Source organism: Zoogloea sp. LCSB751, from assembly GCF_002028455.1.
In the GTDB taxonomy this organism is placed as follows: Bacteria; Pseudomonadota; Gammaproteobacteria; order Burkholderiales; family Rhodocyclaceae; genus Zoogloea.
The window spans coordinates 16,301-40,291 of sequence record NZ_MWUM01000010.1 but is presented as its reverse complement, the minus strand read 5'-3'; the positions used below and the strand labels follow the sequence as shown (position 1 = coordinate 40,291).

The window sequence follows — 23,991 nt, the reverse complement described above, 5'->3', positions numbered from 1 at the left end:
TCATGCCGGCGGCCACGCCACGGCCGCCGCCGCTACGTCAGCGCCGTGCGCCGGCCGCACTCCCTTCGCCACCGTTGTTGAGCACCATGCGCACCAGCTCGGCCACGGTGCCGATGCCCAGCTTCTCGCGGATGTGGCAACGATGGACCTCGACGGTCTTCTTGCTGATCCCCAGTTCCTCGCCGATCTGCCGGCTCGACATGCCATCCATCAGCAGGTCGAGGACTTCCCGCTCCCGCGGCGACAGCATCGCCAGGTGGTGGTTGATGGAGCGCACGTGGCGCTGCTGGCGGTGGCGCTCGGCGGCATCGTTCACCGCGTCCTGCACGCGCTCCAGCAGGGCCTGGTCGGAAAACGGCTTTTCGATGAAGTCGAAGGCACCGGCGCGCATCGCCCGCACCGACATCGGGATGGTGCCGTGGCCGGTGAGGAACAGGATCGGCAGCGCCGGGTTGTCGATGCGCAGCACCTCCTGCAGCTCGAAGCCACCCATCAGCGGCATGCGGATGTCGAGCAACAGACAGCCGGGCAGGTTCGGATCGTAGCCATCGAGGAAGTCGCGGCCATGGCGGAACACCCGCACCGGATGCCCGACCGATTCCAGCAGCCAGCGCAGGGACTCGCGCACGCCGTCGTCATCGTCCACCACGTAGACGGTGGGCAGGGCGGGAGGATGGGCGAGGGGGCTAGACATGGGCGTCTCCGCTGGCGAGGGGCAGGCTGAAGTGGAACTTGGCCCCGCCGCCGCCGCCCTGGGTAGCCCACAGGTGGCCGCCGTGGGAGTCGACGATGGAGCGGCAGAGCGAAAGACCGATGCCGAGGCCTTCCTTCTTGGTGGTGAAGAAGGCATCGAAGATGCGGTCCGGGTTGGCCCGCGGCAGGCCGTGGCCGCGGTCTTCGATGGACACGTTGACGGTGCCGGCGGCGGTCAGGTGGGTGGCGATGGTGAGCTGGCGCAACTCCTGCGACGTGTCGGACATGGCCTCGATGCCGTTGCGGGCGATATTGGCGATGACCTGCTCGATCAGCACCCAGTCGCAATCCACCAGCGCCGGCTCGCGCAGCAGGCGGTAGCGCACGCGGATGCGCCGGGAGCGCGCCTCGATCTCGATGAAGGGGGCGATCTCCTCGATGATCTTGCGGATGTCCACGGTCTCCCGGTGATAGCTGCTCTTGCGCGTGAAGTTGCGCACCGTACGGATGATGCGGCCGGCCCGCTCGGCCTGGACCTTGGTGTTCTCCAGCACCTCCAGCAATGCGTCCCCGTCGAGCCGGCCGGCCTGGGCGCGGCGCACTGCCCCGCCGACGAAGTTCATGATCGCGAAGAAGGGCTGGTTGAGCTCGTGGGCCAGTGCCGAGGCCATCTCGCCGGTGGTGGACAGGCGCGCCATGTGGCTCAGCTCCAGGTCGCGCTGGCGCACGCGCTCCTCGGCCTCGATGCGGCTGGTCACATCGCGGAAGGTCACCAGCAGGCCACCCACGCAGTCGTCCTCCAGCAGGTTCACGCAGCTGCCTTCGTGAATGCGCCAGCTGCCGTCCCGGTGCTGGATGCGGCAGCAGAAATTCGCCTCGCCACCCTCGCTGCGGGCCAGCGCCTCCAGCTGACCGGCCAGGCGCGCCGCATCCTCCTGGTCGATGCGCGAGAAGATGCTGCGCCCGCGCACCTCCCGTTCGCGAAAGCCCAGCACCTTGCGGATCGACGGCCCGACCCAGCGCACCACGCCGCAGCGGTCGAGGATCGCGATGCCGTCGCTGATGTTGGCGATCAGGCGCCGGTAATAGGCCTCCCGCGCCACCAGGCGCTCCTCGGCCTGCTTGCGGTCGCGGATGTCGCGCACCAGCGCGATCACCCGCGGATGGCCGTCGGTGATGATGCGCTTGAGGTTCACCTCGGTCGGCAGCTCGCTGCCGTCGGGCTGGCGCAGCCACCATTCGAAGATCTGCGGTCCTTCGTCCACCGCACGATGAATGTGCGCCAATGCACCAAGACCGTCACAGCCGCGGTCCCGCGCGCTGATGTCGCCGACCCGCATCTTGCGCAGCAGCGGCACCGGAAAACCGGTGATCCGCGCCGCCATCCGGTTGGCGTCGAGGATCGCGCCGCTCGCCTCGTCGTGGATGAAGATCGCGTCGTTGGCGTGGTCGAAGACGTCCTGGTAATTCGTCGCCACGTGCATGTCATGACTCCCCCGCGGCCTTTGCCTAGCGCCGCTAAGAACTAATACCTATCCGTTTAGGTGCGTCGCCGGATTTTCCGCACGCACCCCCGTCGATAACCTTGCTAGCACGTTCCGGGCCGTTGCGAGCGGCACCGACGACGAGGCCCGATTCTGTCGAGGTTCGCCATGAATATCGAAATTACAGTGTAAATCGAATTGAAAAATTAACCATAGACATCGGAGGGTCGCGAGCCTCGCCCACCCCGCAGCCTCCCGACGGCGCAAGCCCCTACCCAGCAAGGAGTCCTGTCATGAGCACCAGCACCACACCGCAACAATCGGTCGTCGTCACCACCTACACCCGCGGCATCGTCGGGCCGGGCAACGCCATGCTCGGCCCGCTGGCCGACGGCGGCACGATCCGCGTCGGCACGCCACCGGGCTGCTGGGGGCCGATGATCACCCCCAAGTTCCAGGGTGGCCATGAAGTCTCCCAGCCCGTCGCGGTGGCCGGTGCCGAGGTCGGCGACGCAGTGGCGATCCACATCAAGGCGATGGAGGTCACCTCCCTCGCCACCTCCTCCGGCGTGATGTCCTTCGTGGACGGCCGCTACCTCGGCGACCCCTTCGTCGCCAAACTGTGCCCCAGCTGCGGCACGGTCAGCCCGCCCAGCCACATCGAGGGCATCGGCGACGACGCGGTGCATTGCGACGTGTGCGGCGCCGAGGTGAATGCCTTCCGCTTCACCAACGGCTACGTGATCGTCCTCGACAAGGACAACAAGGTTTCCCTGACGGTGGACCACGCCGCCGCCGGACGCCTCGCCGCCCAGGCCCGCGAGAACGCCGCGCTGCCGGCCAACGCCGAACAGCACTCGATCCTGTCCCTGGCCCGCACCGACATCGTCGGCCTGGCGGCGCACATGCAGCCCTTTCTCGGCAACATCGGCACCACCCCGTCGAAGGATCTGCCGGACTCCCACAACGCCGGCGACTTCGGCGCCTTCCTGGTGGATGCGCCCCACGCCTACGCCATGACCCAGGCCGAACTGGACGCCCACAAGACCGACGGCCACATGGACACCAACTCGGTCCGCGCCGGGGCGATCCTGATCTGTCCGGTCAAGGTGCCCGGCGCCGGCATCTACATGGGCGACATGCACGCCCAGCAGGGCAACGGCGAAGTGGCCGGCCACGCCACCGACGTGTCCGGCGTGACGGAGGTGCAGGTCGAGGTGATCAAGGGCCTCGCCATCGACGGCCCGATCCTGCTCCAGCGCCCCGACGACCTGCCGCCGATGGCCCGCCCGATGAACGCCGAGCAGCGCGCCGCGGTAAAAGCCCTGGCCGAACGCTTCGGCCAGACCGCCATCGAGGAGAACGGCCCGATCACCTTCATCGGCAGCGGCCGCAACCTCAACGACGCCACCCACAACGGCGTCGACCGCGCCGCCCGCCTGACCGGCCTGTCGCCGGACGAGATCCTCAACCGCGCCACCATCACCGGCTCCATCGAGATCAGCCGCCTGCCCGGCGTGGTGCGGGTCACCTTCCTGTGCCCGCTGCCCATCCTCGACCGCCTCGGCATCGGCGACCTGGTCCGCGCCCAGTACGGCCTCGACCGCTGAATCCCTCCCCCTCCAACCACACCAAGGAGTCATCCGATGAACGCACCCTCCGAACTGAAGTGGGCCGCCAAGTATCCCGACCTGGGGACCGGCCCGATCCCCGTCGAACCCTGCATCTCCCCCGAGTTCTTCGAGGAGGAACGCAAGAAGGTCTTCATGAAGAGCTGGCTGAAGGTCGGCCGCGTCGAGGAGATCGCCAATCCCGGCGACTACAAGGTCAAGAAGCTGGCCTTCGCCAAGACCTCGGTGATCCTCATCCGCGGCAAGGACGGCCAGGTCCGCGGCTATCACAACACCTGTTCGCACCGGGGCAACAAAGTCATCGTCGAGAGCGGCGAAGAGACCTTCGGCCGCAACAAGGCCGCCGTCGTCACCTGCCGCTTCCACGGCTGGGTCTACAACGCCGAGGGCAAGCTGGTGCAGGTGCCCGAGGAAAACAAGTTCCACGCCTGCTTCGAGAAGGAGAAGAACGCCCTCACCCCGGTGCATACCGACGTGTGGGAAGGCTTCATCTTCGTGAACCTCGACCCGGCCGAGAAAGTTGTCCCGCTGAAGGACTTTCTCGACGGCATCGGCACCCACCTGGCCGGCTTCCCCTACGGCGAGCTGTCCCATTGCTTCAGCTACCACACCTACCTGGACTGCAACTGGAAGGTCGCCCACGACGCCTTCGCCGAGGCCTACCACGTGGCCACCATCCACGCCGGCTCCTTCCCCAACGTGTTCTCGTCCGGCCTGCAGAACGTCGAGCTGTACGGCCCGCACCGCACCACGGCGATCTGCCTGTCCCTGAAGAACGACCCGACGCCGGTGGCGAAGATCGCCAACGCGCTGGTCACCGGCTCGCTGGTGGCCCGCCGCGGCGCCTCCATGCTGCCGCCGACCGTCAATCCGGACCGCCGCGAGGACTTCTCCTTCGAACTGTCGGTGCTCTTCCCCAACCTGCTGCTGCACGTCTCGGAAGGCATCTGGTTCACCCACCAGTTCTGGCCCATCGCCCACAACAAGACCCTGTGGGAAGGCAAGTACTACGTCCGTCCGCCCAAGACCAACAGCCAGCGCTGGGCGCTGGAGCACGCCCAGGCCCTGCAGCGCAACGCCTGGCTGGAAGACACCGCGACGATGGAAGACACCCAGACCGCGCTGGAGTCCGGCGCCAAGCAGTGGATGCACCTGCAGGACGACGAAATCCTGATCCGCCACGGCTATCACGCCCTGGAAGCCTACATGCACGCCGAATGAGGAACGCCACCATGACCGCCACCGCCCTGCCCAAGTCCTTCGAAGTCCTCGAACCGCTGGTCGCCACCTGGGCCCTGCCCACCCAGAACGCCCGCCAGCAGCGCCGCATCCATTCCTCCCGCGGCGAGCTGCGGGCCTTCTACGAAGCCATGCTGCCGCGCATCGAGGACATCGTCGAATACGTGGACCGCTACCCCCTCGGCCAGCTGCCGCCGGACGCCGACCGCCTGTTCAACCTGGCCCTGTCGCTGGCCGAAGTGGCGCCCCACATCGAGCTGTACGGCGGCGACCCGAAGGTGCCGCACAGCTTCGACGAGAGCCGCTTCGTCGCCGACCACGGCGAACTGGCGGGCTGAACATGGACGCCGCCGCCCTCGCCGCACGCCTGACCCGCCTCGAGGACATCGAGGCGATCCGCAACCTGGTCGCCACCTACGCCCTCGGCGCCGACCGCAACAACGACCCGGCGATCTTCGGCCCGTTGTTCGCCGCCGACGCCGTGTGGGAATGCGCCGGTTTCGGGCGCTACGAGGGAGCGGAGAACATCGCCCGCGAGCTGGCCCGCATCGGCCGCGAGGACATCCGCTGGTCGCTGCACTACATGGTGTCGCCGCTCATCGAGCCGGCACCCGACGGGCGGCACGCCCGCTGCCGCTGGTACCTGTGGGAGCTGGCCCGCATCGCCGCCGACAGCGGCGCACCGGCCGCCCACTGGATCGGCGGCACCTACGACACCCAACTGGAAAAAGGCCCGGACGGCTGGCGCTTCACCCACGTCAGCCTCGACCTGAAGCTCCTCAGCCCGCACACGGAAGGCTGGCACACCCTGCCGCCGGCGGCCTGAACCCCATATCGACGAAAGAGGACACGCACATGCGCAAGATTTCATTGATCGGCGGCGGCCAGGCCGGCCTGCTGCTCGGCTTCGCCCTGCTCGACAAGGGCTATGCCGTCACCGTCTACACCGACCGGACGGCGGAACAAGCGCTCAACAGCCGCATCCCCAGCACCGCCTTCCTGTTCGACAGCGCGCTGGCCACCGAACGGGCCCTCGGCCTCAACTTCTGGGAAGACGTGGTGCCCTTCGGCGAAGGCATGCACGTGGATTTCCGCGGGCCGGACGGCCGCATCGGCCTCACCGTGCAAGGCCGCCTCGGCGACCTGCAGGGCCAGGCCCTCGACCAGCGCACCAAGTTCTCCCGCTGGCTGCAGGAATTCCCGCGCCGTGGCGGCAAGCTGGTCATCCAGGCCGTGTCGGTGGCCGACCTGGAAAAGATCGCCGCCGAATCCGACCTGACCATGGTGGCGGCCGGCAAGGGCCAGATCAACGCCTTCTTCGCCCGCGACGACGAACGCAGCGAGCACCTCAGCCCGCCGCGCAACTTGGCCGCACTGCTGCTCACCGGCCCGAAGATGCTCGGCGACCGGCCGTGGAAGCGGGTGCCCTTCCGTCCCCTGCGCTTCAACTTCGTGGCCGGCGTCGGCGAGTTCTTCTCGCTGCCCTTCTACACCCACACCAAGGGCGAGTGCCGCAGCTTCCTGTTCGAAGCGATTCCCGGCGGCCCGATGGACCGCTTCCAGGACGCGAAGGACGGCAAGGAACTGCTGGAGATCGCCCGCCAGGTGATCGCCGAGTTCGCCCCTGACGACCTTCACCACCTGGACGGTGCCGAACTGACCGACGACGACGCCTGGCTGAAGGGCGCCTTCACCCCCACCGTGCGCAAGCCGGTCGGCCGCCTGCCCTCCGGCGGCCTGGTGATGGCCATCGGCGACACCGCAGTGCTCAACGACCCGATCGCCGGCCAGGGCTCAAACAACGCCGCGCGCATGGTCCGCCACCTGGTGTCGCGCATCCAGGCCCGCGGCAACGGCGCCTTCGACGCGGCATGGATGGAAGACAGCTTCGAGACCTTCTGGGCCGAATCGGCGATGTACACCACCGCCTTCACCAACGCGCTGCTCAAGCCGCCCGGCGCACCGGTGATGGAAGTGCTCGGCGCGGCCTCCCAGCACCCGCCGGTGGGCGACGCCTTCATGCGCTGCTTCGACGACCCGCGCAACTACTGGCCGTGGATCGCCGACCTGGACGAAGCCCGCCGCTTCGTCGCCGAAAGGACGGTGCCCTGTGCAGCCTGATCCCGCCCCCCGCTGGGACGGCGAGCTGGACGCCGCCGACCCGTCCGGCCTGCGCCGCGCCCTCGGCAGTTTCGCCACCGGCGTCACGGTGATCACCACGCTGGCCGACGGCGGCCGGCCGGTGGGCGTCACCGCCAGCTCCTTCAACACCGTCTCGCTCGACCCGCCGCTGATCCTGTGGAGCCTGTCGCGCCAGTCGCCCAACCTGGACGCCTTCCGCAGCGGCAGCCACTTCGCGGTGAACGTGCTGGCCGACGGCCAGCTTGAGCTGTGCAACCGCTTCGGCCGCCCCGGTCCGGACAAGTTCGCCGGCCTCGTCACCCAGCCCGGCGCCGGTGGCGCCCCCCTGCTGGCCGGCGCGGTGGCCCAGTTCGAATGCCAGCGCGAAGCGGTCTACCCCGGCGGCGACCACCTGATCCTGATCGGCCGCGTGCTGCGCTACCGCTGGAACAGCCGCAACCCGTTGCTGTTCTGTCAGGGCCGTCTCGGCCCGGCGCCGCAGCCCGCCCCGATCCCCGAAGCAGCCCTCGCCGGCTGAGCGGACAAGCAGAAAGGAACCCCAATGAGAGGACTCAAGGACAAGGTGGCCATCGTCAGCGGCGGCGCCACCCTGATCGGTGCGGCGGTAGCCCGCGCCTTCGTTGCCGCCGGCGCGCGGGTCGTCATCGCCGACATCGACCGGGCCGGCGGCGAGCGGCTGGCCGCCGAACTCGCCGACGCGGCGCGCTTCGTCGCCACCGACGTGGCCCGCGACAGCGACATCGAAGCCTGCGTGGCGGCAACCGTGCAGGCTTTCGGACGCCTCGACTGCCTGGTCAACGTGGCCGCCGTATATGCCGATCAAGGCCCCGACTCGCCGCGCAGCGACTGGGAGAAGGCCTTCGCGGTGAATCTCTTCGGCGCCGTCGGCTTCCTGCGCGCCGCACGCCCGCAGCTGCAGAACGGCGGCGCGGTGGTGAACTTCGGCTCCACCAGCGCCGGCGTGGCCCAGGCCGGGCGCTGGACCTATCCGGCCAGCAAGGCCGCGGTCCTGCAACTGACCCGCAGCGCGGCGCTGGACCTGGCCCCGGAAGGCATCCGCGTGAATGCCGTGTCGCCGGGCTGGACCTGGTCCGGCATCCTCGACCAGATCTCCGGCGGCGACCGCGACAAGGTGGAGCGGGTCGCCCGCCCCTTCCACATGCTCGGCCGCATCGGCGACCCCGCCGAAGTGGCCGATGCGGTGCTCTTCCTGTGCTCCGACCACGCCCGCTTCATCACCGGCACCAACCTGGCGGTGGATGGCGGCTACGCCGCCCTCGGCCCCGAGCAAGCCCTTTCCACCATCACGGAGCTGCTGTCATGAACCCCGCCACTCTTCGCCCCCGCTGGCGCCACCACTGTCTGCCCGCCGCCGGCGCGGCCCTCCTCGCCGCGGCGCTGCCCGCCCACGCCACCAACGGCACCATGCCCCACGGCTACGGCATCAAGGCCCAGGGCATGGGCGGCGCCTCCATCGCGCTGCCCCAGGACGCGCTGGCCGCCGCCAACAACCCGGCCGGCATGGCCTTCGTCGGCAACCGCCTCGACCTCGGCCTGGCGGTGGTGCTGCCCAAGCCGGCGTCCACCTTCGGCAACACCGATTTCGACGGCGACGGCGTGAAGGCCATCCCGATCCCCGAATTCGGTTACAACCGCGTGCTCGACGAGCGCCAGTCGGTCGGCGTGTCCGTCTACGGCAACGGCGTCACCACCCAGTACGACACCTCCATCCTCGGCGGCCCCGGCAGCGCCAACGACGCCGCCAAGCTGATGCAGGTCATCGTCGCCCCGACCTACGCGCTGCGCCTCGGCCCCGGCCAGGCGGTCGGCGTGTCCCTCGATCTGGCCTACCAGCGCTTCCGCGTCAGCGGCGTGCCGGACGGCCTCGGCCAGGAAGGCCAGGGGAACGAGAGCTCAACCGGCGCCGGCTTCAAGCTCGGCTGGACCGGTCAGGTCAGCGACCAACTGACCCTCGGCGCCATGTACGCAGCCCGCATGCGCATGGGCAAGCTGAAGGCCTACCGCAACCTGCTCGCCCACTCCGGCGAGTTCGACGTGCCGGAGCGCTACGGCGTCGGCGTCGCCTGGCGGCCACGCGACGGCATCGTGATCGCCGCCGACCTGATGCGCGTGAACTGGGGCGACATCGATTCCCTCGCCAATGCCCTCACCGCCCCGCAGCCCGGCTTCGGCTGGCGCAGCCAGACCATCTCGCGGATCGGCGCGTCCTGGCAGGCCACCCCCGCACTGACCCTGCGCACCGGCTACAGCCACGGCACCCAGATCGTCGGCAAGGAGAGCACCACCCTCGACTACCTGGCCCCGGTCACCCCGCAGGACCATGCCACCCTCGGCGCCACCTGGGCGATGGACGCCAGCCACGAACTGTCGCTGGTCTACACCCGCGTCTTCGGGGAGGAGGTACGCGGCAGCGGCCCCAGCGCCGGTGTGAATGTGCGCATGTCGCAGCAATGGCTCGGCGCCGCCTGGGCCTGGAAGTGGTGACCCGCTGAATCCAGCACGACGACCCCGGGCCGCCCCAGCGGGCGGCCCCCTCTGACGGAGACGAAGATCATGAAGAAACTGTGCCCCACCGCCGACGTGCCGACCGGCGGCTGCCGCCGCATCGAACTACCCGACCGCCCGCCCCTCGCGGTCTTCAACCTGGACGGCCGCTTCTACGTCACAGACGACACCTGCACCCACGGCGACGCCTCCCTGTGCGACGGCGAGATCGACTGCGACGACGGCGTGGTGGAATGCCCCTACCACCAGGGCGCCTTCGAGATCGCCAGCGGCCGCCCCGCCGGCGCCCCATGCTCCATCCCGCTGCGGGTGTACCGGGTCGAAGTGAAGGATGCGGCGGTGTTCGCCGCCGTGGATGAGACGGAGGCCGTCCCATGCCCGTAATCACGGTGAACGACGGCGAAGCCGTCTTCGAATGCCGGGACGGGGACAACCTGCTGCGCGCCGGCCTGCGCGCCGGCGTGGGGCTGCCCTACGAGTGCGGCGTCGGCGCCTGCGGCTGCTGCCGCGGCGAGGTCGTGGAGGGCCAGGTGGACGACCTGTGGCCGGAGGCGCCCGGCCTGTCCGCGCGGGACCGCCGCAAGGGCCGCGTGCTGACCTGCCAGAGCCGCCCCCAGGATGACGTCCGCCTCCACCTGCAGCTCGACGCCCACGCCGTACCGGTGATCCGCCCGCTGCGGCGGACGGTACGCCTGGCCGCCGTGCGCGACGTCACCCACGACATCCGCGAGTTCGTTTTCCAGGCCGACGCACCGGCCGACTTCCTGCCCGGCCAGTACGCCTTCCTGGCCCTGCCCGGCGTGCCCCGCGAGCGGGCCTACTCGATGGCCAACCTGCCCAACGAAGCCGGCGAGTGGCACTTCCGCATCCGCCGGGTGGCCGGCGGCGAAGCCACCGGCACGCTGTTCGACCACCTGGCGCCCGGCGCCACGGCCCAACTGGACGGCCCTTACGGCCTGGCCCACCTGCGCCCCGACAGCCCGCGCGACATCGTCTGCATCGCCGGCGGCTCGGGGCTGGCGCCGATGCTGTCGGTGGCCCGCGGCGCGGCGGCCCACCCGGCGCTGGCCGGCCGCCGGCTGGACTTTTTCTACGGCGGCCGCACGCCGGCCGATGTGTGCGGCGAGGCGGAACTGGCCAGCCTGCCCGGCTACGGCGCGCAAGTCCGCTACCACGCCGCGGTATCCGACCCGGCCGCCGCCGAGGCCGCCCGCTGGCCGGGCGCCGTCGGACCAGTGCATGAACTGGTGGAACGCACGCTGGGCGAGCGCCTCGACGCCGCCGAGTTCTACCTGGCCGGCCCACCGCCGATGGTCGAAGCCCTGCAACAGCTGTTGCAGGTCACCCACCGGATCGCCCCCGAGCGCATCCATTTCGACCGTTTCTTCTGACTGGACTGCGACCGATGAACCTCGACGACCTGATCGGCCCACTGGCCGGCTGCCTCAGCACCGCCGCCTTCCTGCCCCAGGCCTGGCAGATCTGGAAGAGCCGCAGCGCCCGCGACGTGTCGTGGGCGATGTACGCGGTGCTGATCGCCGGCGTGCTGCTGTGGATGATCCACGGCCTGCGCCGTGGCGACGGCGCACTGGTGACCACCAACGGCATCATCCTGCTGCTGGCGCTGGCCATCCTGGCCATGAAGAAGCGCTTCGACGGCTGAACCGCCGGGGCTTCGGAAGCCTCAGGACCGCGTGCTCATCACCCGGGCGGCCTGGTCGTACAGGCCGATGAAGTGGCTCATCACCTTGGTGGCGGCGCGTAACTGCGCACGCAGTTGCTCCATCTCTTCGGCCGGGGCAAGCAGCAGTTCGCGCCGGTTGGCCACGAAGGTCGCCACCTCCTGCCGCCCCGCAGCGGTGACCTGGTAGGTGGTGCCGCGCGCCGAGCGGTCGCTGGCCTTCTCGATGAGGCCGGCCTTCAGCAGCTTGCGCACGCTGTACTGGATGTTGGCCAGATCGTCCCGGTTCATGAAACGGCTGATGTCCGACAGGCTCTTGGGACGCTCCAGCGTGGCGACGATGTGCAGGATCGTGTTGTCCTGCCCGCTGAAGGTGTAGCCGCCGGCCACGCTGGCCAGGCCCTGCTGGTTGTAGCGGCCGAAGGCCTCGCACAGGCAGATCAGCGCGTGCTCGAACTCGGCGACCACCCGCTCCGCTTCCGAAGCGGCCAGATGCCAGGCCGCCTCGTCGGAGGTGGCGGTATCGACAGGGGAATTCATGCGGGATGGAATGGGGAAATCGAAGTACCACCATTCTAGCCGCCCTCCTGCCGGCGCCGGACATGGGACAATGGAACCCAGCGGAGACGGCGGGCGCTACCGGACCCACCGCTCCACCACGCAGCGAGAATCCATGAGCGACGATCCCAAGCTTGCCGACCTGCGCAAGAGCTATGAACACGGCAGCCTCGACGACCATGAGGCCGCCGACTCCCCCTTGAACCAGTTCGCCGCCTGGCTGCAGGAGGCACTGGCCAAGGGCCTGCCGGAACCCAACGCGATGACCGTCGCCACGGTCGGCGCCGACGGGCGGCCATCCACCCGCGTCGTGCTGATCAAGGGCTACGACGCCCGCGGCATCGTCTGGTACACCAACTACGCCAGCCGCAAGGGCCGCGAGCTGGGGGCCCACCCCTTCGCCGCGCTGCAGTTTCACTGGGTGGAGCTGGAACGGGTGGTGCGCATCGAGGGCCGCGTCGAGAAGGTCTCCGCCGAGGAGTCCGACGCCTACTTCGCCAGCCGCCCGCTGAGCCACCGCATCGGCGCCTGGGCCTCCCGGCAGAGCGAGCCGATCCCCGGCCGCGGCGCGCTGGTCGCCCGCGCCGCCGAGTACGGCCTGCGCTTCGGCCTCAACCCGCCGCGCCCGCCGCACTGGGGCGGCTACCGGCTGGTGCCGGACTACTGGGAATTCTGGCAGGGCCGCAGTTCGCGCCTGCACGACCGCATCACCTACCGCCTGCAGGACGACGGCAGCTGGCAAAAAGCGCGGCTGTCGCCGTGACGGACGTGAAGGCAGCTTCAAGCCCGAGTGTCTATAATCGGCGGCGCTTTCCTTTGCAGAGATCCGACATGCTTGTGCGCCTCGCCACAGTCATCGCCCTGGTCCTGGGCATCGCCACCGCCCATGCCGACGAAGCGGTCTACCGTTTTTCGCCGGTCAACCAGTGGGACATCAACAAGACGGCCGCCTACTGGAACCCGATCATCCAGTACGTCTCGGAGAAGAGCGGGGTCAAACTGCAGCTCAAGATCGGCCGCACCTCGGCCGACACCACCAGCTACGTGCTGGCTCAGGAAGTGGAATTCGTGTTCACCAACCACCTGTTCAGCCCCGAACGCGAGTCGCTGGGCTGGAAGGTCTTCGGGCGCCGCAACGCGCCGCCGCTACGCGGCCAGATCGCCGTGCCGGCCGACTCGCCGATCACCCGCGTCGAGGAACTGAAGGGCCAGGAAGTGGCCTTCGCCGGCCCCGAGGCCTTCATCGGCTACAAGGTGCCCTACGCCTACCTGATCTCCAAGGGTGTCGACGTCAAAACCGTCTTCGGCGGCAACCAGAACGCCGCCATGGCCCAGCTGTTCGCCGGCAAGGCCAAGGCCGTCGGCAGCAACTCCATGCTGGTAGAGGGCTACGCCAACCGGGAAGGCAAGAAGTTCCGCGTGCTGTGGACCTCCGAGCCCTACCACGACCTGGCCCTGATGGCCTCTGGCCGGGTGCCCGACAAGGATCTGAAAGCCGTCTCCGCAGCCTTCTTCGGCATGCACAAGGACCCCCGCGGCATGGAAATCCTGCATCGCGCATCCCAGGAGGTCGGCCTCAACAGCGACGCCTACTTCATTCCAGCCAGCGGCGCCGATTACGTGTCGTACCGGAAGTTCTACCAGAGCGCACCGGCCACGTTGCGCTGACGCATAAAGGCCCCGCATGGGCAAGCTTTCGAGGTTGCTGCCGCAGTCGCTGGTCACGCGCATCTACGCGTTGTACTCGGTCGCGCTGCTGTTCTTCATCGGCGGCGGGCTGGTACTGTTCTACCAGTACCAGTTCGCCCAGGAGCTGGAGGTCGCCCAGCAGTCGGCCACCATGCTCATCGAGGTGACCGCCCAGACCATCACCGACAGCGCGGTGATCGGCGACTACGACACCATCCAGCGCACCCTCGACAAGTCGATCGTCGGCTCCCAGTTCGCCTCCGCCACCTTCATCGACCTGGCCGGCGGCGGGCTGCGCAGCGTCAACCGCGACAAACCGCCGGTCGTACCGCCGGCCTGGCTGCGCCACCGCGTCGCCGCAGACCTCTACGAGGTCAATCGCAACATCTCGGCCGGCGGCCGCGACTACGGCGTGCTGCGGCTGGAATTCGATGTAGACATGATCGCCGGCGGACTGTGGAAGCTGTTCCGCACGGCGCTGCTGCTGACCCTGCTGGGCTTCACCGGCGGCCTGGCATTGATCTGGTTCCCGCTCAAGCTGTGGCTCGGCAGCCTGGGCAGGGTGAGGAGTTTCGACGAGACCCAGCGCGGACCGCGTGCCCCGCATGACGATGCCGAGCTGCTGGCCGACCTGCCGCTGGAATTCCGCCCGATGTTCGACGTGCTCAACCAGACCGCCGCCCGGCTGCAGCAGGAGCTCGCCCAGCGCGAGAAGGCCCTGACCTCCCTGCGCGAAGTGCTGGCGGGCCTGCAGGCCATCCCCAATACAACGGCCAGCACGCCGTCGGACGAGGACATCGAGGCGGTGACCGCCGCCATCGGCCGACTGGTCAACGAACGGGAAGCCAGCCGCGTCGCCCTGGAACAGGCGCGGGACGCCGCCGAGGCGGCCAACCGGGCGAAAAGCGACTTCCTGGCCAACATGAGCCACGAGATCCGCACGCCGATGAACGGCATCATCGGCATGACCGAGCTGGCCCTCGACACCCGGCTCGACGACGAGCAGCGGGACTACCTAAACATCGTCCGCTCCTCCGCCGGCGCGCTGCTGACCATCATCAACGACATCCTCGACTTCTCGAAGATCGAGGCCGGCAAGCTGGCGATCGAGAACATCGACTTCGACCTCCGCGAACTGCTGCAGGACGCCCTGCGCCCGGTGATCCTGCAGGGCGAGGAAAAAGGCCTGCGGGTGCGCTGCCACGTGGACGACGACGTCCCGCAAAAGCTCGGCGGCGACCCGGTGCGGGTCCGCCAGGTGCTGATCAACCTGCTCAGCAATGCGGTGAAGTTCACCGAAGCGGGTGAAGTGGAATTGCGGGCCTGTCGTGGCGACGGCCAGGCGCTGCTGTTCTCGGTGCGCGACACCGGCATCGGCATCGCGCCGGCCGCCCAGGCCCATATCTTCGATGCCTTCTCCCAGGAAGATACGTCGATCACCCGCAAGTTCGGCGGCACCGGGCTGGGCCTGTCGATCTGCAGCCGCCTGATCGAACTGATGGGCGGCCGCATCTGGGTGGACAGCACGCCGGGGCAGGGCTCGACCTTCTACTTCACGCTGCCCTGCCAAACCCCTGCAGCAAACGCCGGCACGAGCACCGCCGCGCCGTCCAGTCCGCCCCCCGCGCCGACGGAGGAGGCCAACGCAGCGGGCGCCCGGGTCCTGCTCGTCGAGGACAACCCGGTCAACCAGCGCCTCGCCCAGGTCCTGCTGCAAAAGCGCGGCTACGCGGTGAGTCTGGCCGAGAACGGCGCCGATGCTCTGGACATGGTGGGCGCCGGTCGTTTCGACGTGGTCCTGATGGACATGCAGATGCCGGTACTGGACGGTCTTGAGGCGACCCGCCGCATCCGCGAGCTGGAACAGGCGAACGGACAGTCGCGAGTGCCGATCATTGCGATGACAGCCAACGCGATGAACGGCGACCGTGAACGCTGCCTCGACGCCGGCATGGACGACTACCTGACCAAGCCGATCAAGGCCCAGGAACTCTACGACCGCGTGGAAGCCTCGCTGTCGGTGGGGAACACCACCCACTGACGCCCACCGCCGTGGCCCGTCAGGCCGGCAGGCGGCTGCCGCACTCCCCGACGATCCAGTCGTGGAAGCGCAGGCCGGCACCGGCCAGACGCTTGTGGGCCGGCCGGACCAGCTGGTAACCCCGGTCGGTCCGTACCGGCCGGTTCACCGCCGCCACCAGCTGGCCGTCGGCGAGCAGATCGTCCACCAGCGGCGCCCAGCCCAGTGCAACGCCCTGACCGGCCAGGGCGGCCTGGATCACCAGCGAGTAGTCGTTGAAACCCAGTTTGGGCAGCGTATTGCGGCCGTCCAGGCCCTGGGCGCGGAACCAGTCATCCCATTCCAGCCAGCGCCCCGGCTCATCCCCTTCCAGGTGCAGCAGCGGCAGGCCGTAAAGATCTTCCGCCCCGCCCAGCGGGCCGTGGCGCTCCAGCAGGGCCGGGCTGCACACCGGCACCACCCGTTCGCGGAACAGCAGCGTGGATTCGCCTCCTTCGCCGGTGCCGGGCCCGAACAGGATGGCCAGGTCGGCCTTGTCCTTGCGTGGGTCGAATTCCGACTGGGAGGTCAGGATGCGCAGCTCGAGGCCGGGCAGCCGCGCCTTCAGCGCCGGCAGGCGCGGCATCAGCCAGAACTTGGCGAAGCCGAAATCGGTGATCAGGGTCAGGGTTTCGTGACGGCGGGTGGCACTGACCTGGCGGGTGGTCAGGCGGATCGCCTCCAGGCTGTCGCGCACCGTCTCGTACATGCGCTGCCCCTCGTCGGTGAGCACCACGCCCCGGTGCAGGCGGCGGAACAGCGGGATGCCGAGGGATTCCTCCATCTTGCGCACCCGGTGGCTGACCGCCGGCTGGGTGGTGCCGAGTTCTTCCGCCGCCGCGGTGAAGTTCAGCAGGCGGGCGGCGGACTCGAAGAAGACGAGCGACTGGAGCTGGGGCAGCGAATCCCTGGACATGAGGCGACCGTAGGCAAGGAGGCGGAGGGAAACGGATGCCCCCGCGCAACGTGCCCACAGGGCCGGCCGGGCGGCATCGACTGCGCCCGACGATAGCAGAAGGCCTGCCGGCCGATCAGAAGGAATATGGATAAGCTTATCGGCGCCCGGCGCCGCTCAGCGCGGCGGCAGGCCGAGGCTGTGGCGCACCGCGGCGAGGCCGTCGCCGCCCTGGCTGGTGACGACGCCCTTCAGCCAGCCGTCGAGCAGCTCCGGATGGCGCTTGATGAGGGCCAGCGCCGCCTGGCCCGGCTCGACCCGCTCGCCGACGGTCTGCTTGAGCATCTCGTTCTCCAGCGCCACGCTGAAGCGCAGCTGGCCGAACAGGCGGCCGAGGTTGGGACACTGGGCCGCGTAGCCCTTCCGGCTGACCGTGGACACCGTGGCGGCACCGTAGTCCGGCCCGAAATGGGCGTCGCCACCCTGCAGGTAGGTGATCGGGAAGCGCGTGTTGATGACGTGGGGCTCCCAGGCCAGGAACACCATCCACGGTTTCGCGTCGGACTTGAAGCTGCGTTCCAGTTGGGCCAGCAGCGCAGCGTCGCCGGACTCCACCAAAGTCCACCCGCTGAGGCCGTAGGCCTTGCCGGCGATCATCTGGCGCAGGATCTGATTGGCCGGTGCGCCGGGTTCGATGCCGTAGAAGCGCTTGCCGAACTTGTCGGCATGGGCCTGCAGGTCGGCGAAGCTGCGCACGCCGGCCTTCGCCACGTAGTCCGGTACCGCCAGCGTGAAGCGGGCCTTGTCCAGGTTGGTGGCCAGGCGCTCCACCTGACCCTGGCGGAAGAAGGGCTCGGTCAGCTCGCGCTGGGCCGGCATCCAGTTGCCGAGAAAGACGTCCACCTGGCCGCTCTTGAGGCCCTGGTAGGTCACCGGCACCGACAGGGTCTGCACCGCCGGCCGGTAGCCGAGTCCCTTCAGCACCGCGCCGGCCAGCGCGTTGGTGGCGTCGATGTCGGCCCAGCCCGGCGAGGCGAGGCGCACCGTCTGGCAGGCCGGCGCGTCGACGGGCGCCGCGGCGGAGGCTGTGGCGGACACGGCGGCCGCGGCCAGCGCCAGGCAGGTGGAAGCAAGAAGTCGTTTCATCGGGATGCTCGCGGAACGTTCAGCGGGCCGGCGGCTGCGGTGCCGCCAGGCTTTCGGTGAGGCGGTCGAGGACCATCGCCAGCAGCACCACCGACAGGCCGCTGGCGAAGCCCTGGCCCATGTCCAGGCGCTGGATGCCGGACAGCACCTCGCCGCCGAGGCCGCCGCCGCCGACCATCGAGGCGACGATGACCATCGACAAGGCCATCATGATGGTCTGGTTCACCCCCGCCATGATGGACGGCAGCGCGTAGGGCAGGCGGATCTGCACGAGCAGCTGCCAGGGCGTCGCACCGAGCGTCGAGCCGGCTTCCAGCACGTCCTTGTCCACGTCGCGGATGCCCATCGTGGTCATGCGCAGCACCGGCGGCACGGCGAAGATCACCGTCGCCAGCACGGCCGGCACCACGCCGAGGCCGAACAGCATCACCGCCGGGATCAGGTACACGAAGGCCGGCATGGTCTGCATGAAATCCAGCAGCGGCCGCAGTGCCCGTGCCAGGCCGGCGCGGGTGCCGGCCAGCACGCCCACCGGCACGCCGACCAGCAGGCTCAGCAGCGTGGCGGTGAGCACCTGGGCGAGGGTCGTGCGCATCTGCTCGCCGAAACCCAGCCCTTCCACCAGCGCCAGCGCCGCCACCACGAACAGCGCCAGCCGCCAGCCCCGCCGCCACAGCGCGAAGGCCCCGAGCGCGGCGGGCAGCCCCCACCACGGCCCGGCCTGCAGGACTGCCTGCAGGCCGTCGGCCAGCGCGCCGATCCCGTTCCCCAGCGCCGCCAGCGCGGAGGAATCGGCCGTCAGCGCGGCGAGGGCGTCGTTGGCCCAGCGGGCCAGCGGGATGAGGGCTTCGCTCATGACGGCTTACGGGTGGCCGGCGGCGCTCAGAAGCGCGCCCCGACGGTGGCGAAGACGGTGCGCGGTGCACCCGGCAACAGGGTCTGGTAGGTGCCGGCGGCGTCGCTGGTGACGAAACCGTTGGTGCCGATGGAGGCCACGTACTGCTTGTCGAACAGGTTGTTGACGCCGGCCTGCACGCGGATCTCCTCGAAGGCGGCGACGCGCTTGAAACGGTGGCCGATGCTCAGGTCCCACACGCTGTAGGCGCTCACCGAGGCATCGTTGAGATAGCTGTAATAGCGCTTGTCGAGGTAATTCACACCGATGCGGCCGAAGGTGGCGCCGTTGTCGTAGCCGAGTTGGGATTTGGCGATGAGCTTCGGCGAATCGACCACCTGCTTACCGGACACCGCCACCAGGCTGCCATTATCGTGGAAGTCGTCCTTGTACTTGGAATCGTTGTAGCTGAGGCTGTTGAACCACTGCAGGTTGCGCAGCGGCGACCACACCAGCCCGGCCTCGATGCCGTTGGTGCTGACCTTGCCGACGTTGCCGAGCACCGACGGGTTGCCGGCGATGGCGGCGCCCTGCTGGATCGCCAGCAGGCGGTTCTTGAACTCCACGTGGTAGGCGGTCAGCGAGGTCTCGATGCCGTCGCCGCGGTGGCGCCAGCCGGCCTCCAGCGTCGTCGAGGTCTCCGGCTTGAGGCTGTCCTTGATCGCGTCGAAGCCGGCCTGGGTGGTGGCGAAGGGCGAATCCTCCAGCGGCGACACCTTGTAGGCGCGGATGTTGCGCGACAGGCCGGCGAAGACCTCGTTGCGGGCGTCGATCACGTAGTTGGCGCCGAGCTGCGGCAGGAAGCCCTTGGAAGCCTTGATGCTGCCCGACAGGGGGTTGCCGGCCGCGGTGCTCACCGAGGTCTCGGTGCTCGGCGACTTGAAGCCGACGTTCACCTTCAGCTTGTCGCTGAGCTGGATGCTGTCCTGCAGGTGGAACTGCAGCGTGCGGGTCTTGAACTCGTAGGCCCAGCGGGTGGCGAAAAGGTCGCTGGCCGACGGCGTGCGGTACAGGTCGCTGGGGCCGCCGTCCTGGGCGTAGAAGCGCATCGCGTTCTTGAAGTTGTTGTCCTCGTACCAGAAGCCGCCCTTGAGGCTGTGGCTGCCGGCGTTGACGCTGAGGGTGGACAGGATGCCGTTGCGGCTGATGCCGTAGCTCACCGTGCGCAGGGACACCGGCGTGCCGCCCGGCGAGGCCCGGTAGGGGGTGAACCACAGGGTCGTGCCGTCGTCGTCGTGATGGTAGGCGGTGGTCTTGAGGCTCACCGCGTCGCTCAGCTGGCTGTCCAGCGTCACGCCGGCGAGCCAGTCGGTGCGCAGGCCGGCGCCGGCATAGTAGGCGTCGTCGATGCTCGTCTCGCCACGGCTCCAGTTGCCCTGGGCCGACTGCAGCGCGGCGTTCCAGTTGGGGTAGTAGTTGTCCCAGCGGTAGCCGAGGCGCTGGATCAGGGCCTTGGACAGATCCTGGTAATCCACCTCCTGGCGGTCGGAGTAATTGACGAAGGCGCTCAGGCGGTTGGCGCCGAAGTCTGACACCAGCTTGGCGTTCACCTGCCGCTGGCGCTGGTCGCCGCTGCCCTTCCACTTCTCGGAGCCCTGGTCGGTGACGCTCAGGGCCAGGCGCGTGCCGGGCGCCAGCTCGCCGCTGTCGAAGCGTGCAAACGTGCGGTGGGCGGAGTTCTGGCCGACGGTCTGTTCCAGCGTGACGCGCCGGGTGACAGCCGGGTCCAGCGAGTAGAACTGCACGGTGCCGCCGAGGTTGCTGTTGGACGCCGTGTCGAGGGCGCCGGCGCCCTGGGACAGCACCACCCGGCCGATGTTCTCCGACGAGATGGCGCGGCTGATGTGCAGGCCGTTGGCGTTACGGTAGCTCATGTCGCCGAGGGGCACGTCGTCCAGCGTGAAGCCCATCTGGTTCTGGTTGAAGCCGCGCACGGTGAGCTTGGTGGACCACTCGTAGGCGCCGTAGGTGTCGGCGGACTGGAAGTTCACGCCGGGCAGCTTGTCGAGCAGCTTCAGCGGGCTGGTGCCGGGCACCGCCGCGGCCACGTCGGCACGGCCGAGTTCCTGGATCTGGCGGGTCTGGCGGCGCGTGAACACGGTCACCGAGTCGAGCTTGGTGTCGTCGGCGGCCACCGGCTGGGCGGCCTCCTGGGCCAGCACGGCGGTGCCGTGGAGCACCGGTATCAGGGCCAGGACGAGGGGTAGTTTGCGAAAGCGGCGGGGCATGGAGGTCTCCGGCAATAACAGTTGAATTCAGACGCGCGGGAAGCGCGCACGGGCTTCGGTAGTGTCCAGGTCCAGCTGGCTGCGCACGTATTGCCGGCTGGCATCCACGTGGGGCTGGAAATCCCAGGACGGGCGTGGCCCGTTGGCTTCGGCGGCAAAGTGGAAGCGGCGGCGGCGCTGGCTGAGGACGACCTCGTCGCGCAGCGCGGCCAGGTCCCAACGCTGCGCGAGCTCGGCACGGAAGGCCCGCAGCGTGTCGGCGGCGGCCGGCTCGGAGGCCAGGTTGCGCAGCTCGTCGGGGTCGTCGCCCAGGTGATAGAGCTGGTCGGGATCAGGCGCCGAGTGGATGAATTTCCACGGCCCGCGGCGGATCATCACGATGGGCGCCAGCGCCCCTTCGCCCAGGTACTCGCCGATCACCTCGTCGTGGCCGGCGGCACCGGTCAGGTGCGGCCACAGGGAGCGGCCGTCGATGGACTCCGGCGCGGCGGGCGCCCGGCCGTCGTGGGCCAGATCCACCAGCGTCGGCAGGATGTCCGCCAGCGACACCGAGGCGGCCACCCGGCGCGGCGCGAAGCGGCCCGGCGCATGGACGATCAGCGGCACGCGGGCGGCGCCTTCGAAGAAGTTCATCTTGTACCAGAGGCCCCGCTCGCCGAGCATGTCGCCGTGGTCGCCGACCAACAGCACGATGGTGTCGTCGGCCTGGCCGGACTCGTCGAGGGCCTGCAGCAGGCGGCCGACCTGCTCGTCCACGAAGGAGATGGCGCCGTAGTAGGCACGCCGCGCGGCGCGCACCTGGGCCTCGGAGGGCGGATTGCGGCCGATGTCGCAGACCTCGCGCAGGCGCAGGGAATGGGCGTCCCAGGCATCCACCGGCAGGTCGACGCGCGGCAGGTCGATGTCTTCGTCCCGGTACAAGTCCCAGTAGGGCCGGGGGATCACGTAGGGGTCGTGGGGGTGGGTCATCGACACGACCAGGCAGAAGGGGCGCGGATCGCTGCCGCGGGCAAGGTCGAACAGGTGGCGGCGGGCGGTGAACACCACCTCCTCGTCGAAATCCAGCTGGTTGGTGCGTACGCAGGGGCCGGCGTCGAGCACCGAGCTCATGTTGTGGTACCACTCGGGGCGCACACCGGGCGCATCCCAGTTGGGCGTCCACCCGAAGTCCGCCGGGTAGATGTCGGTGGTCAGGCGCAGCTCGAAGCCGTGCAGCTGGTCAGGCCCGGCGAAGTGCATCTTGCCGGACAGTGCGGTGTGGTAGCCGGCGTGGCGCAGGTGGTGGGCGAAGGTCAGCACCTCGGCCGGCAGCTCGGCGGCGTTGTCGTAGGCGCCGATGCGCGACGGCAGCTTGCCGCTCAGGAAGCTGTAGCGCGACGGCGCGCACAGCGGGCTGTTGCAGTAGGCCGAATCGAAGACCACGCCGCCAGCCGCCAGGCGGTCGATGTGCGGGGCGCGCACCACCGGGTTGCCATACACGGGCAAGGCACCAGGGGTGAGCTGGTCGGCCATCAGGATCAGGAGGTTGGGGCGGCGTACGGTCACGGCAGGGTCCGGAAATCATCGGCGATGGGCCAGATTATTCGGACCCGCCGAAACCCTGTGAAGACGCTGTTTTCTTATGCTGGCATGACGCCAGCTCATGGCAAAGGTGGGCCTCCGCCCCGGGCCGCCTTTGCCCGTCAAGTTGCCGTCAATGCGCCTGGGAGCGGGAGAACAGCTGGATCACCAGCACGCCGACGACGATCAGGCCCATGCCGAGCAGGGCCGGCAGGTCGAGCTTCTGGCCGTGGGCGAAGTAGGCCACGATGCTGATCAGCACGATGCCGATCCCCGACCAGATGGCGTAGGCCACGCCGATGGGAATGGCGCGCAGGGCCAGGGACAGGAAATAGAAGGCCGCGCCGTAGCCCACCGCCACGACCAGGCTGGGCAGCAGGCGCGTGAAGCCTTCGGCGTTCTTGAGGGCCGAGGTGGCGACCACCTCGGAGAGGATGGCAATGCCGAGAAAAAGGTAATGCATGGGATCGCAGGGTTCGGGTTGGAGAGGCAAGGCCCACAGGCTAGCATTCCGGAACAGGAGGACGCATCCCATGAACATTCCGTTGCCCCCGGCCAAACCCGCCCGCCGGCGCTACCTGCTGGCCGCCCTCGGCCTGGCCGCCAGCCCGTCCGTCGCCCGCGCCGGGCCCCTGCTCGACCGCCTGCGCGAACGGCGTGCCGCCCGTCTCGCCGCGGCCGATGAGGACGCCGACGGCAGTCTGCCGGCCGGTGCCCGCAAGCTGACCGACATCGCCTATGGCCCCGATCCGGCCCAGACCTTCGACGTGTACCTCCCCGCCGCGGCCCTTGGCGCGCCGGTGATCCTGATGGTCCACGGCGGCGCCTGGAACGGCGGTGACAAGGCCATGGAACGCGTCGTGGACGCCAAGGTGGCGCGCTGGGTCGAACGCGACATCATCTTCGTGTCGACCAACTATCGCCTGCTGCCGCAAGCCCCGGTCAACGTGCAGCTGCGCGACGTGGCGCGGGCCCTGGCGGCGGCCCAGCAGAAGGCTCCGGCCTGGGGCGGCGACCCGCGGCGCTTCGTACTGATGGGCCATTCCGCCGGCGCCCACCTGGTGGCCCTGCTGGCCGTCTCGCCGCCGGCCCGCTTCACCCCGCCACCGTTGCCGGTGCTCGGCACGGTGGCGCTGGACAGCGCCGCGATGGACGTGGAGGCGATCATGAACCAGCGCCACCTGCGCCTCTACGATCGCCCCTTCGGCACCGACCCGTCCTACTGGCGCTCCCTGTCGCCCCTCCACGCCCTGACACCGGGCGCCGCACCGCTGCTGGCGGTGTGCTCGACGCAGCGGGAGGACGCCTGCGAGCAGGCCCGGCGCCTGGCCAATCGCGCCGACGAACTCGGCGTGCAGGTGCAGGTGCTCGGCGAAGACCTTCATCACGGCGCCATCAACAGCCAGCTGGGCCTCGACAATGCCTATACGCGCGCCGTCGAACGCTTCATGGCCGGACTCCACCCGGACCTCGCCAAGCACCTTCGCTGAACGCCCTGTGGGGGCGAATTCATTCGCCTCTGTCGGCCAAACAAGCTCCGCGGGCGAATGAATTCGCCCCCACAG

At 69.2% G+C, this 23,991-nt stretch carries 24 protein-coding genes; 15 read left to right on the top strand and 9 right to left on the bottom strand.

What is annotated here, in order from left to right; all coding sequences use genetic code 11:
• Positions 1-37: 37 nt before the first annotated feature.
• Positions 38-694, bottom strand: a complete 657-nt coding sequence (locus tag B4920_RS13000) for a response regulator transcription factor (protein ID WP_079435123.1) — start codon at positions 692-694, stop codon at positions 38-40.
• Positions 687-2,177: a PAS domain S-box protein gene (locus B4920_RS12995; protein WP_079435122.1), complete on the bottom strand. Its 1,491-nt coding sequence runs from the start codon at positions 2,175-2,177 to the stop codon at positions 687-689. Before B4920_RS12995 ends, B4920_RS13000 begins: the two co-directional genes overlap by 8 nt.
• Before the next feature lie 293 nt (positions 2,178-2,470).
• Between B4920_RS12995 and B4920_RS12990 the strand changes: the two genes are divergently transcribed.
• From B4920_RS12990 to B4920_RS12940, 11 genes are all read left to right on the top strand, one after another.
• Positions 2,471-3,787, top strand: coding sequence for an acetamidase/formamidase family protein (locus B4920_RS12990; RefSeq protein WP_079435121.1), 1,317 nt, complete (start codon positions 2,471-2,473; stop codon positions 3,785-3,787).
• A 36-nt stretch (positions 3,788-3,823) separates the two neighbouring features.
• Entirely contained in the window at positions 3,824-5,029 is a 1,206-nt protein-coding gene (locus tag B4920_RS12985; protein ID WP_079435120.1) for an aromatic ring-hydroxylating dioxygenase subunit alpha, read from the top strand.
• A gap of 11 nt (positions 5,030-5,040) precedes the next feature.
• Positions 5,041-5,385 (top strand): hypothetical protein, encoded by a 345-nt coding sequence (locus tag B4920_RS12980; protein WP_079435119.1) that lies wholly within the window; start codon positions 5,041-5,043, stop codon positions 5,383-5,385.
• A gap of 2 nt (positions 5,386-5,387) precedes the next feature.
• Positions 5,388-5,873: a nuclear transport factor 2 family protein gene (locus B4920_RS12975; RefSeq protein WP_079435118.1), complete on the top strand. Its 486-nt coding sequence runs from the start codon at positions 5,388-5,390 to the stop codon at positions 5,871-5,873.
• A 29-nt stretch (positions 5,874-5,902) separates the two neighbouring features.
• Complete coding sequence (locus B4920_RS12970; protein WP_079435117.1) at positions 5,903-7,168, top strand: styrene monooxygenase/indole monooxygenase family protein; 1,266 nt, start codon at positions 5,903-5,905, stop codon at positions 7,166-7,168.
• Positions 7,158-7,706 (top strand): flavin reductase family protein, encoded by a 549-nt coding sequence (locus B4920_RS12965; RefSeq protein ID WP_079435116.1) that lies wholly within the window; start codon positions 7,158-7,160, stop codon positions 7,704-7,706. The genes B4920_RS12970 and B4920_RS12965 overlap by 11 nt, the downstream gene beginning before the upstream one ends.
• A 24-nt stretch (positions 7,707-7,730) precedes the next feature.
• Positions 7,731-8,513 (top strand): SDR family oxidoreductase, encoded by a 783-nt coding sequence (locus tag B4920_RS12960; protein WP_079435115.1) that lies wholly within the window; start codon positions 7,731-7,733, stop codon positions 8,511-8,513.
• Positions 8,510-9,694 (top strand): OmpP1/FadL family transporter, encoded by a 1,185-nt coding sequence (locus B4920_RS12955; RefSeq protein ID WP_079435114.1) that lies wholly within the window; start codon positions 8,510-8,512, stop codon positions 9,692-9,694. Before B4920_RS12960 ends, B4920_RS12955 begins: the two co-directional genes overlap by 4 nt.
• Before the next feature lie 69 nt (positions 9,695-9,763).
• A complete protein-coding gene (locus B4920_RS12950) occupies positions 9,764-10,099 on the top strand; it encodes a non-heme iron oxygenase ferredoxin subunit (RefSeq protein WP_079435113.1) in 336 nt (111 codons plus the stop codon).
• A complete protein-coding gene (locus tag B4920_RS12945; protein ID WP_079435112.1) occupies positions 10,090-11,106 on the top strand; it encodes a 2Fe-2S iron-sulfur cluster-binding protein in 1,017 nt (338 codons plus the stop codon). Before B4920_RS12950 ends, B4920_RS12945 begins: the two co-directional genes overlap by 10 nt.
• A 14-nt stretch (positions 11,107-11,120) precedes the next feature.
• Positions 11,121-11,378: a SemiSWEET family sugar transporter gene (locus B4920_RS12940; RefSeq protein WP_079435111.1), complete on the top strand. Its 258-nt coding sequence runs from the start codon at positions 11,121-11,123 to the stop codon at positions 11,376-11,378.
• A 21-nt stretch (positions 11,379-11,399) separates the two neighbouring features.
• Here the strand turns inward: B4920_RS12940 and B4920_RS12935 are convergent, their stop codons facing one another.
• Positions 11,400-11,936 carry a winged helix DNA-binding protein gene (locus tag B4920_RS12935; protein WP_079435110.1) on the bottom strand — a complete coding sequence of 179 codons (537 nt, stop codon included), beginning with the start codon at positions 11,934-11,936 and terminating at the stop codon, positions 11,400-11,402.
• Positions 11,937-12,006: 70 nt separating this feature from the next.
• Here B4920_RS12935 and pdxH point away from each other — a divergent pair, with 70 nt between their 5' ends.
• The 3 genes from pdxH (at position 12,007) to B4920_RS12920 (ending at position 15,684) form a co-directional block, all read left to right on the top strand.
• Positions 12,007-12,717, top strand: coding sequence for a pyridoxamine 5'-phosphate oxidase (gene pdxH / locus B4920_RS12930; protein WP_254050926.1), 711 nt, complete (start codon positions 12,007-12,009; stop codon positions 12,715-12,717).
• A 68-nt stretch (positions 12,718-12,785) separates the two neighbouring features.
• Entirely contained in the window at positions 12,786-13,622 is an 837-nt protein-coding gene (locus B4920_RS12925; protein ID WP_079435109.1) for a phosphate/phosphite/phosphonate ABC transporter substrate-binding protein, read from the top strand.
• A gap of 16 nt (positions 13,623-13,638) precedes the next feature.
• Positions 13,639-15,684: an ATP-binding protein gene (locus B4920_RS12920; RefSeq protein ID WP_079435108.1), complete on the top strand. Its 2,046-nt coding sequence runs from the start codon at positions 13,639-13,641 to the stop codon at positions 15,682-15,684.
• 19 nt (positions 15,685-15,703) lie between these two features.
• Here the strand turns inward: B4920_RS12920 and B4920_RS12915 are convergent, their stop codons facing one another.
• The 6 genes from B4920_RS12915 to B4920_RS12890 form a co-directional block, all read right to left on the bottom strand.
• On the bottom strand, positions 15,704-16,618 hold the full coding sequence (locus B4920_RS12915) for a LysR substrate-binding domain-containing protein (RefSeq protein ID WP_079435107.1): 915 nt from the start codon (positions 16,616-16,618) through the stop codon (positions 15,704-15,706).
• A 156-nt stretch (positions 16,619-16,774) separates the two neighbouring features.
• The gene (gene choX, locus B4920_RS12910; protein ID WP_079435106.1) at positions 16,775-17,743 is read right to left on the bottom strand and encodes a choline ABC transporter substrate-binding protein; all 969 of its coding nucleotides are present in this window, start codon (positions 17,741-17,743) and stop codon (positions 16,775-16,777) included.
• Between the two features lie 19 nt (positions 17,744-17,762).
• Complete coding sequence (locus tag B4920_RS12905; protein ID WP_079435105.1) at positions 17,763-18,599, bottom strand: proline/glycine betaine ABC transporter permease; 837 nt, start codon at positions 18,597-18,599, stop codon at positions 17,763-17,765.
• Between the two features lie 26 nt (positions 18,600-18,625).
• Positions 18,626-20,866 carry a TonB-dependent receptor gene (locus B4920_RS12900; protein ID WP_079435104.1) on the bottom strand — a complete coding sequence of 747 codons (2,241 nt, stop codon included), beginning with the start codon at positions 20,864-20,866 and terminating at the stop codon, positions 18,626-18,628.
• Between the two features lie 27 nt (positions 20,867-20,893).
• Positions 20,894-22,411 carry a choline-sulfatase gene (gene betC, locus B4920_RS12895; RefSeq protein WP_079435103.1) on the bottom strand — a complete coding sequence of 506 codons (1,518 nt, stop codon included), beginning with the start codon at positions 22,409-22,411 and terminating at the stop codon, positions 20,894-20,896.
• A gap of 148 nt (positions 22,412-22,559) precedes the next feature.
• Positions 22,560-22,889 (bottom strand): multidrug efflux SMR transporter, encoded by a 330-nt coding sequence (locus B4920_RS12890; RefSeq protein WP_079435102.1) that lies wholly within the window; start codon positions 22,887-22,889, stop codon positions 22,560-22,562.
• Between the two features lie 70 nt (positions 22,890-22,959).
• Here B4920_RS12890 and B4920_RS12885 point away from each other — a divergent pair, with 70 nt between their 5' ends.
• Positions 22,960-23,916: an alpha/beta hydrolase gene (locus tag B4920_RS12885; protein WP_079435101.1), complete on the top strand. Its 957-nt coding sequence runs from the start codon at positions 22,960-22,962 to the stop codon at positions 23,914-23,916.
• The last annotated feature ends 75 nt before the right edge of the window (positions 23,917-23,991 follow it).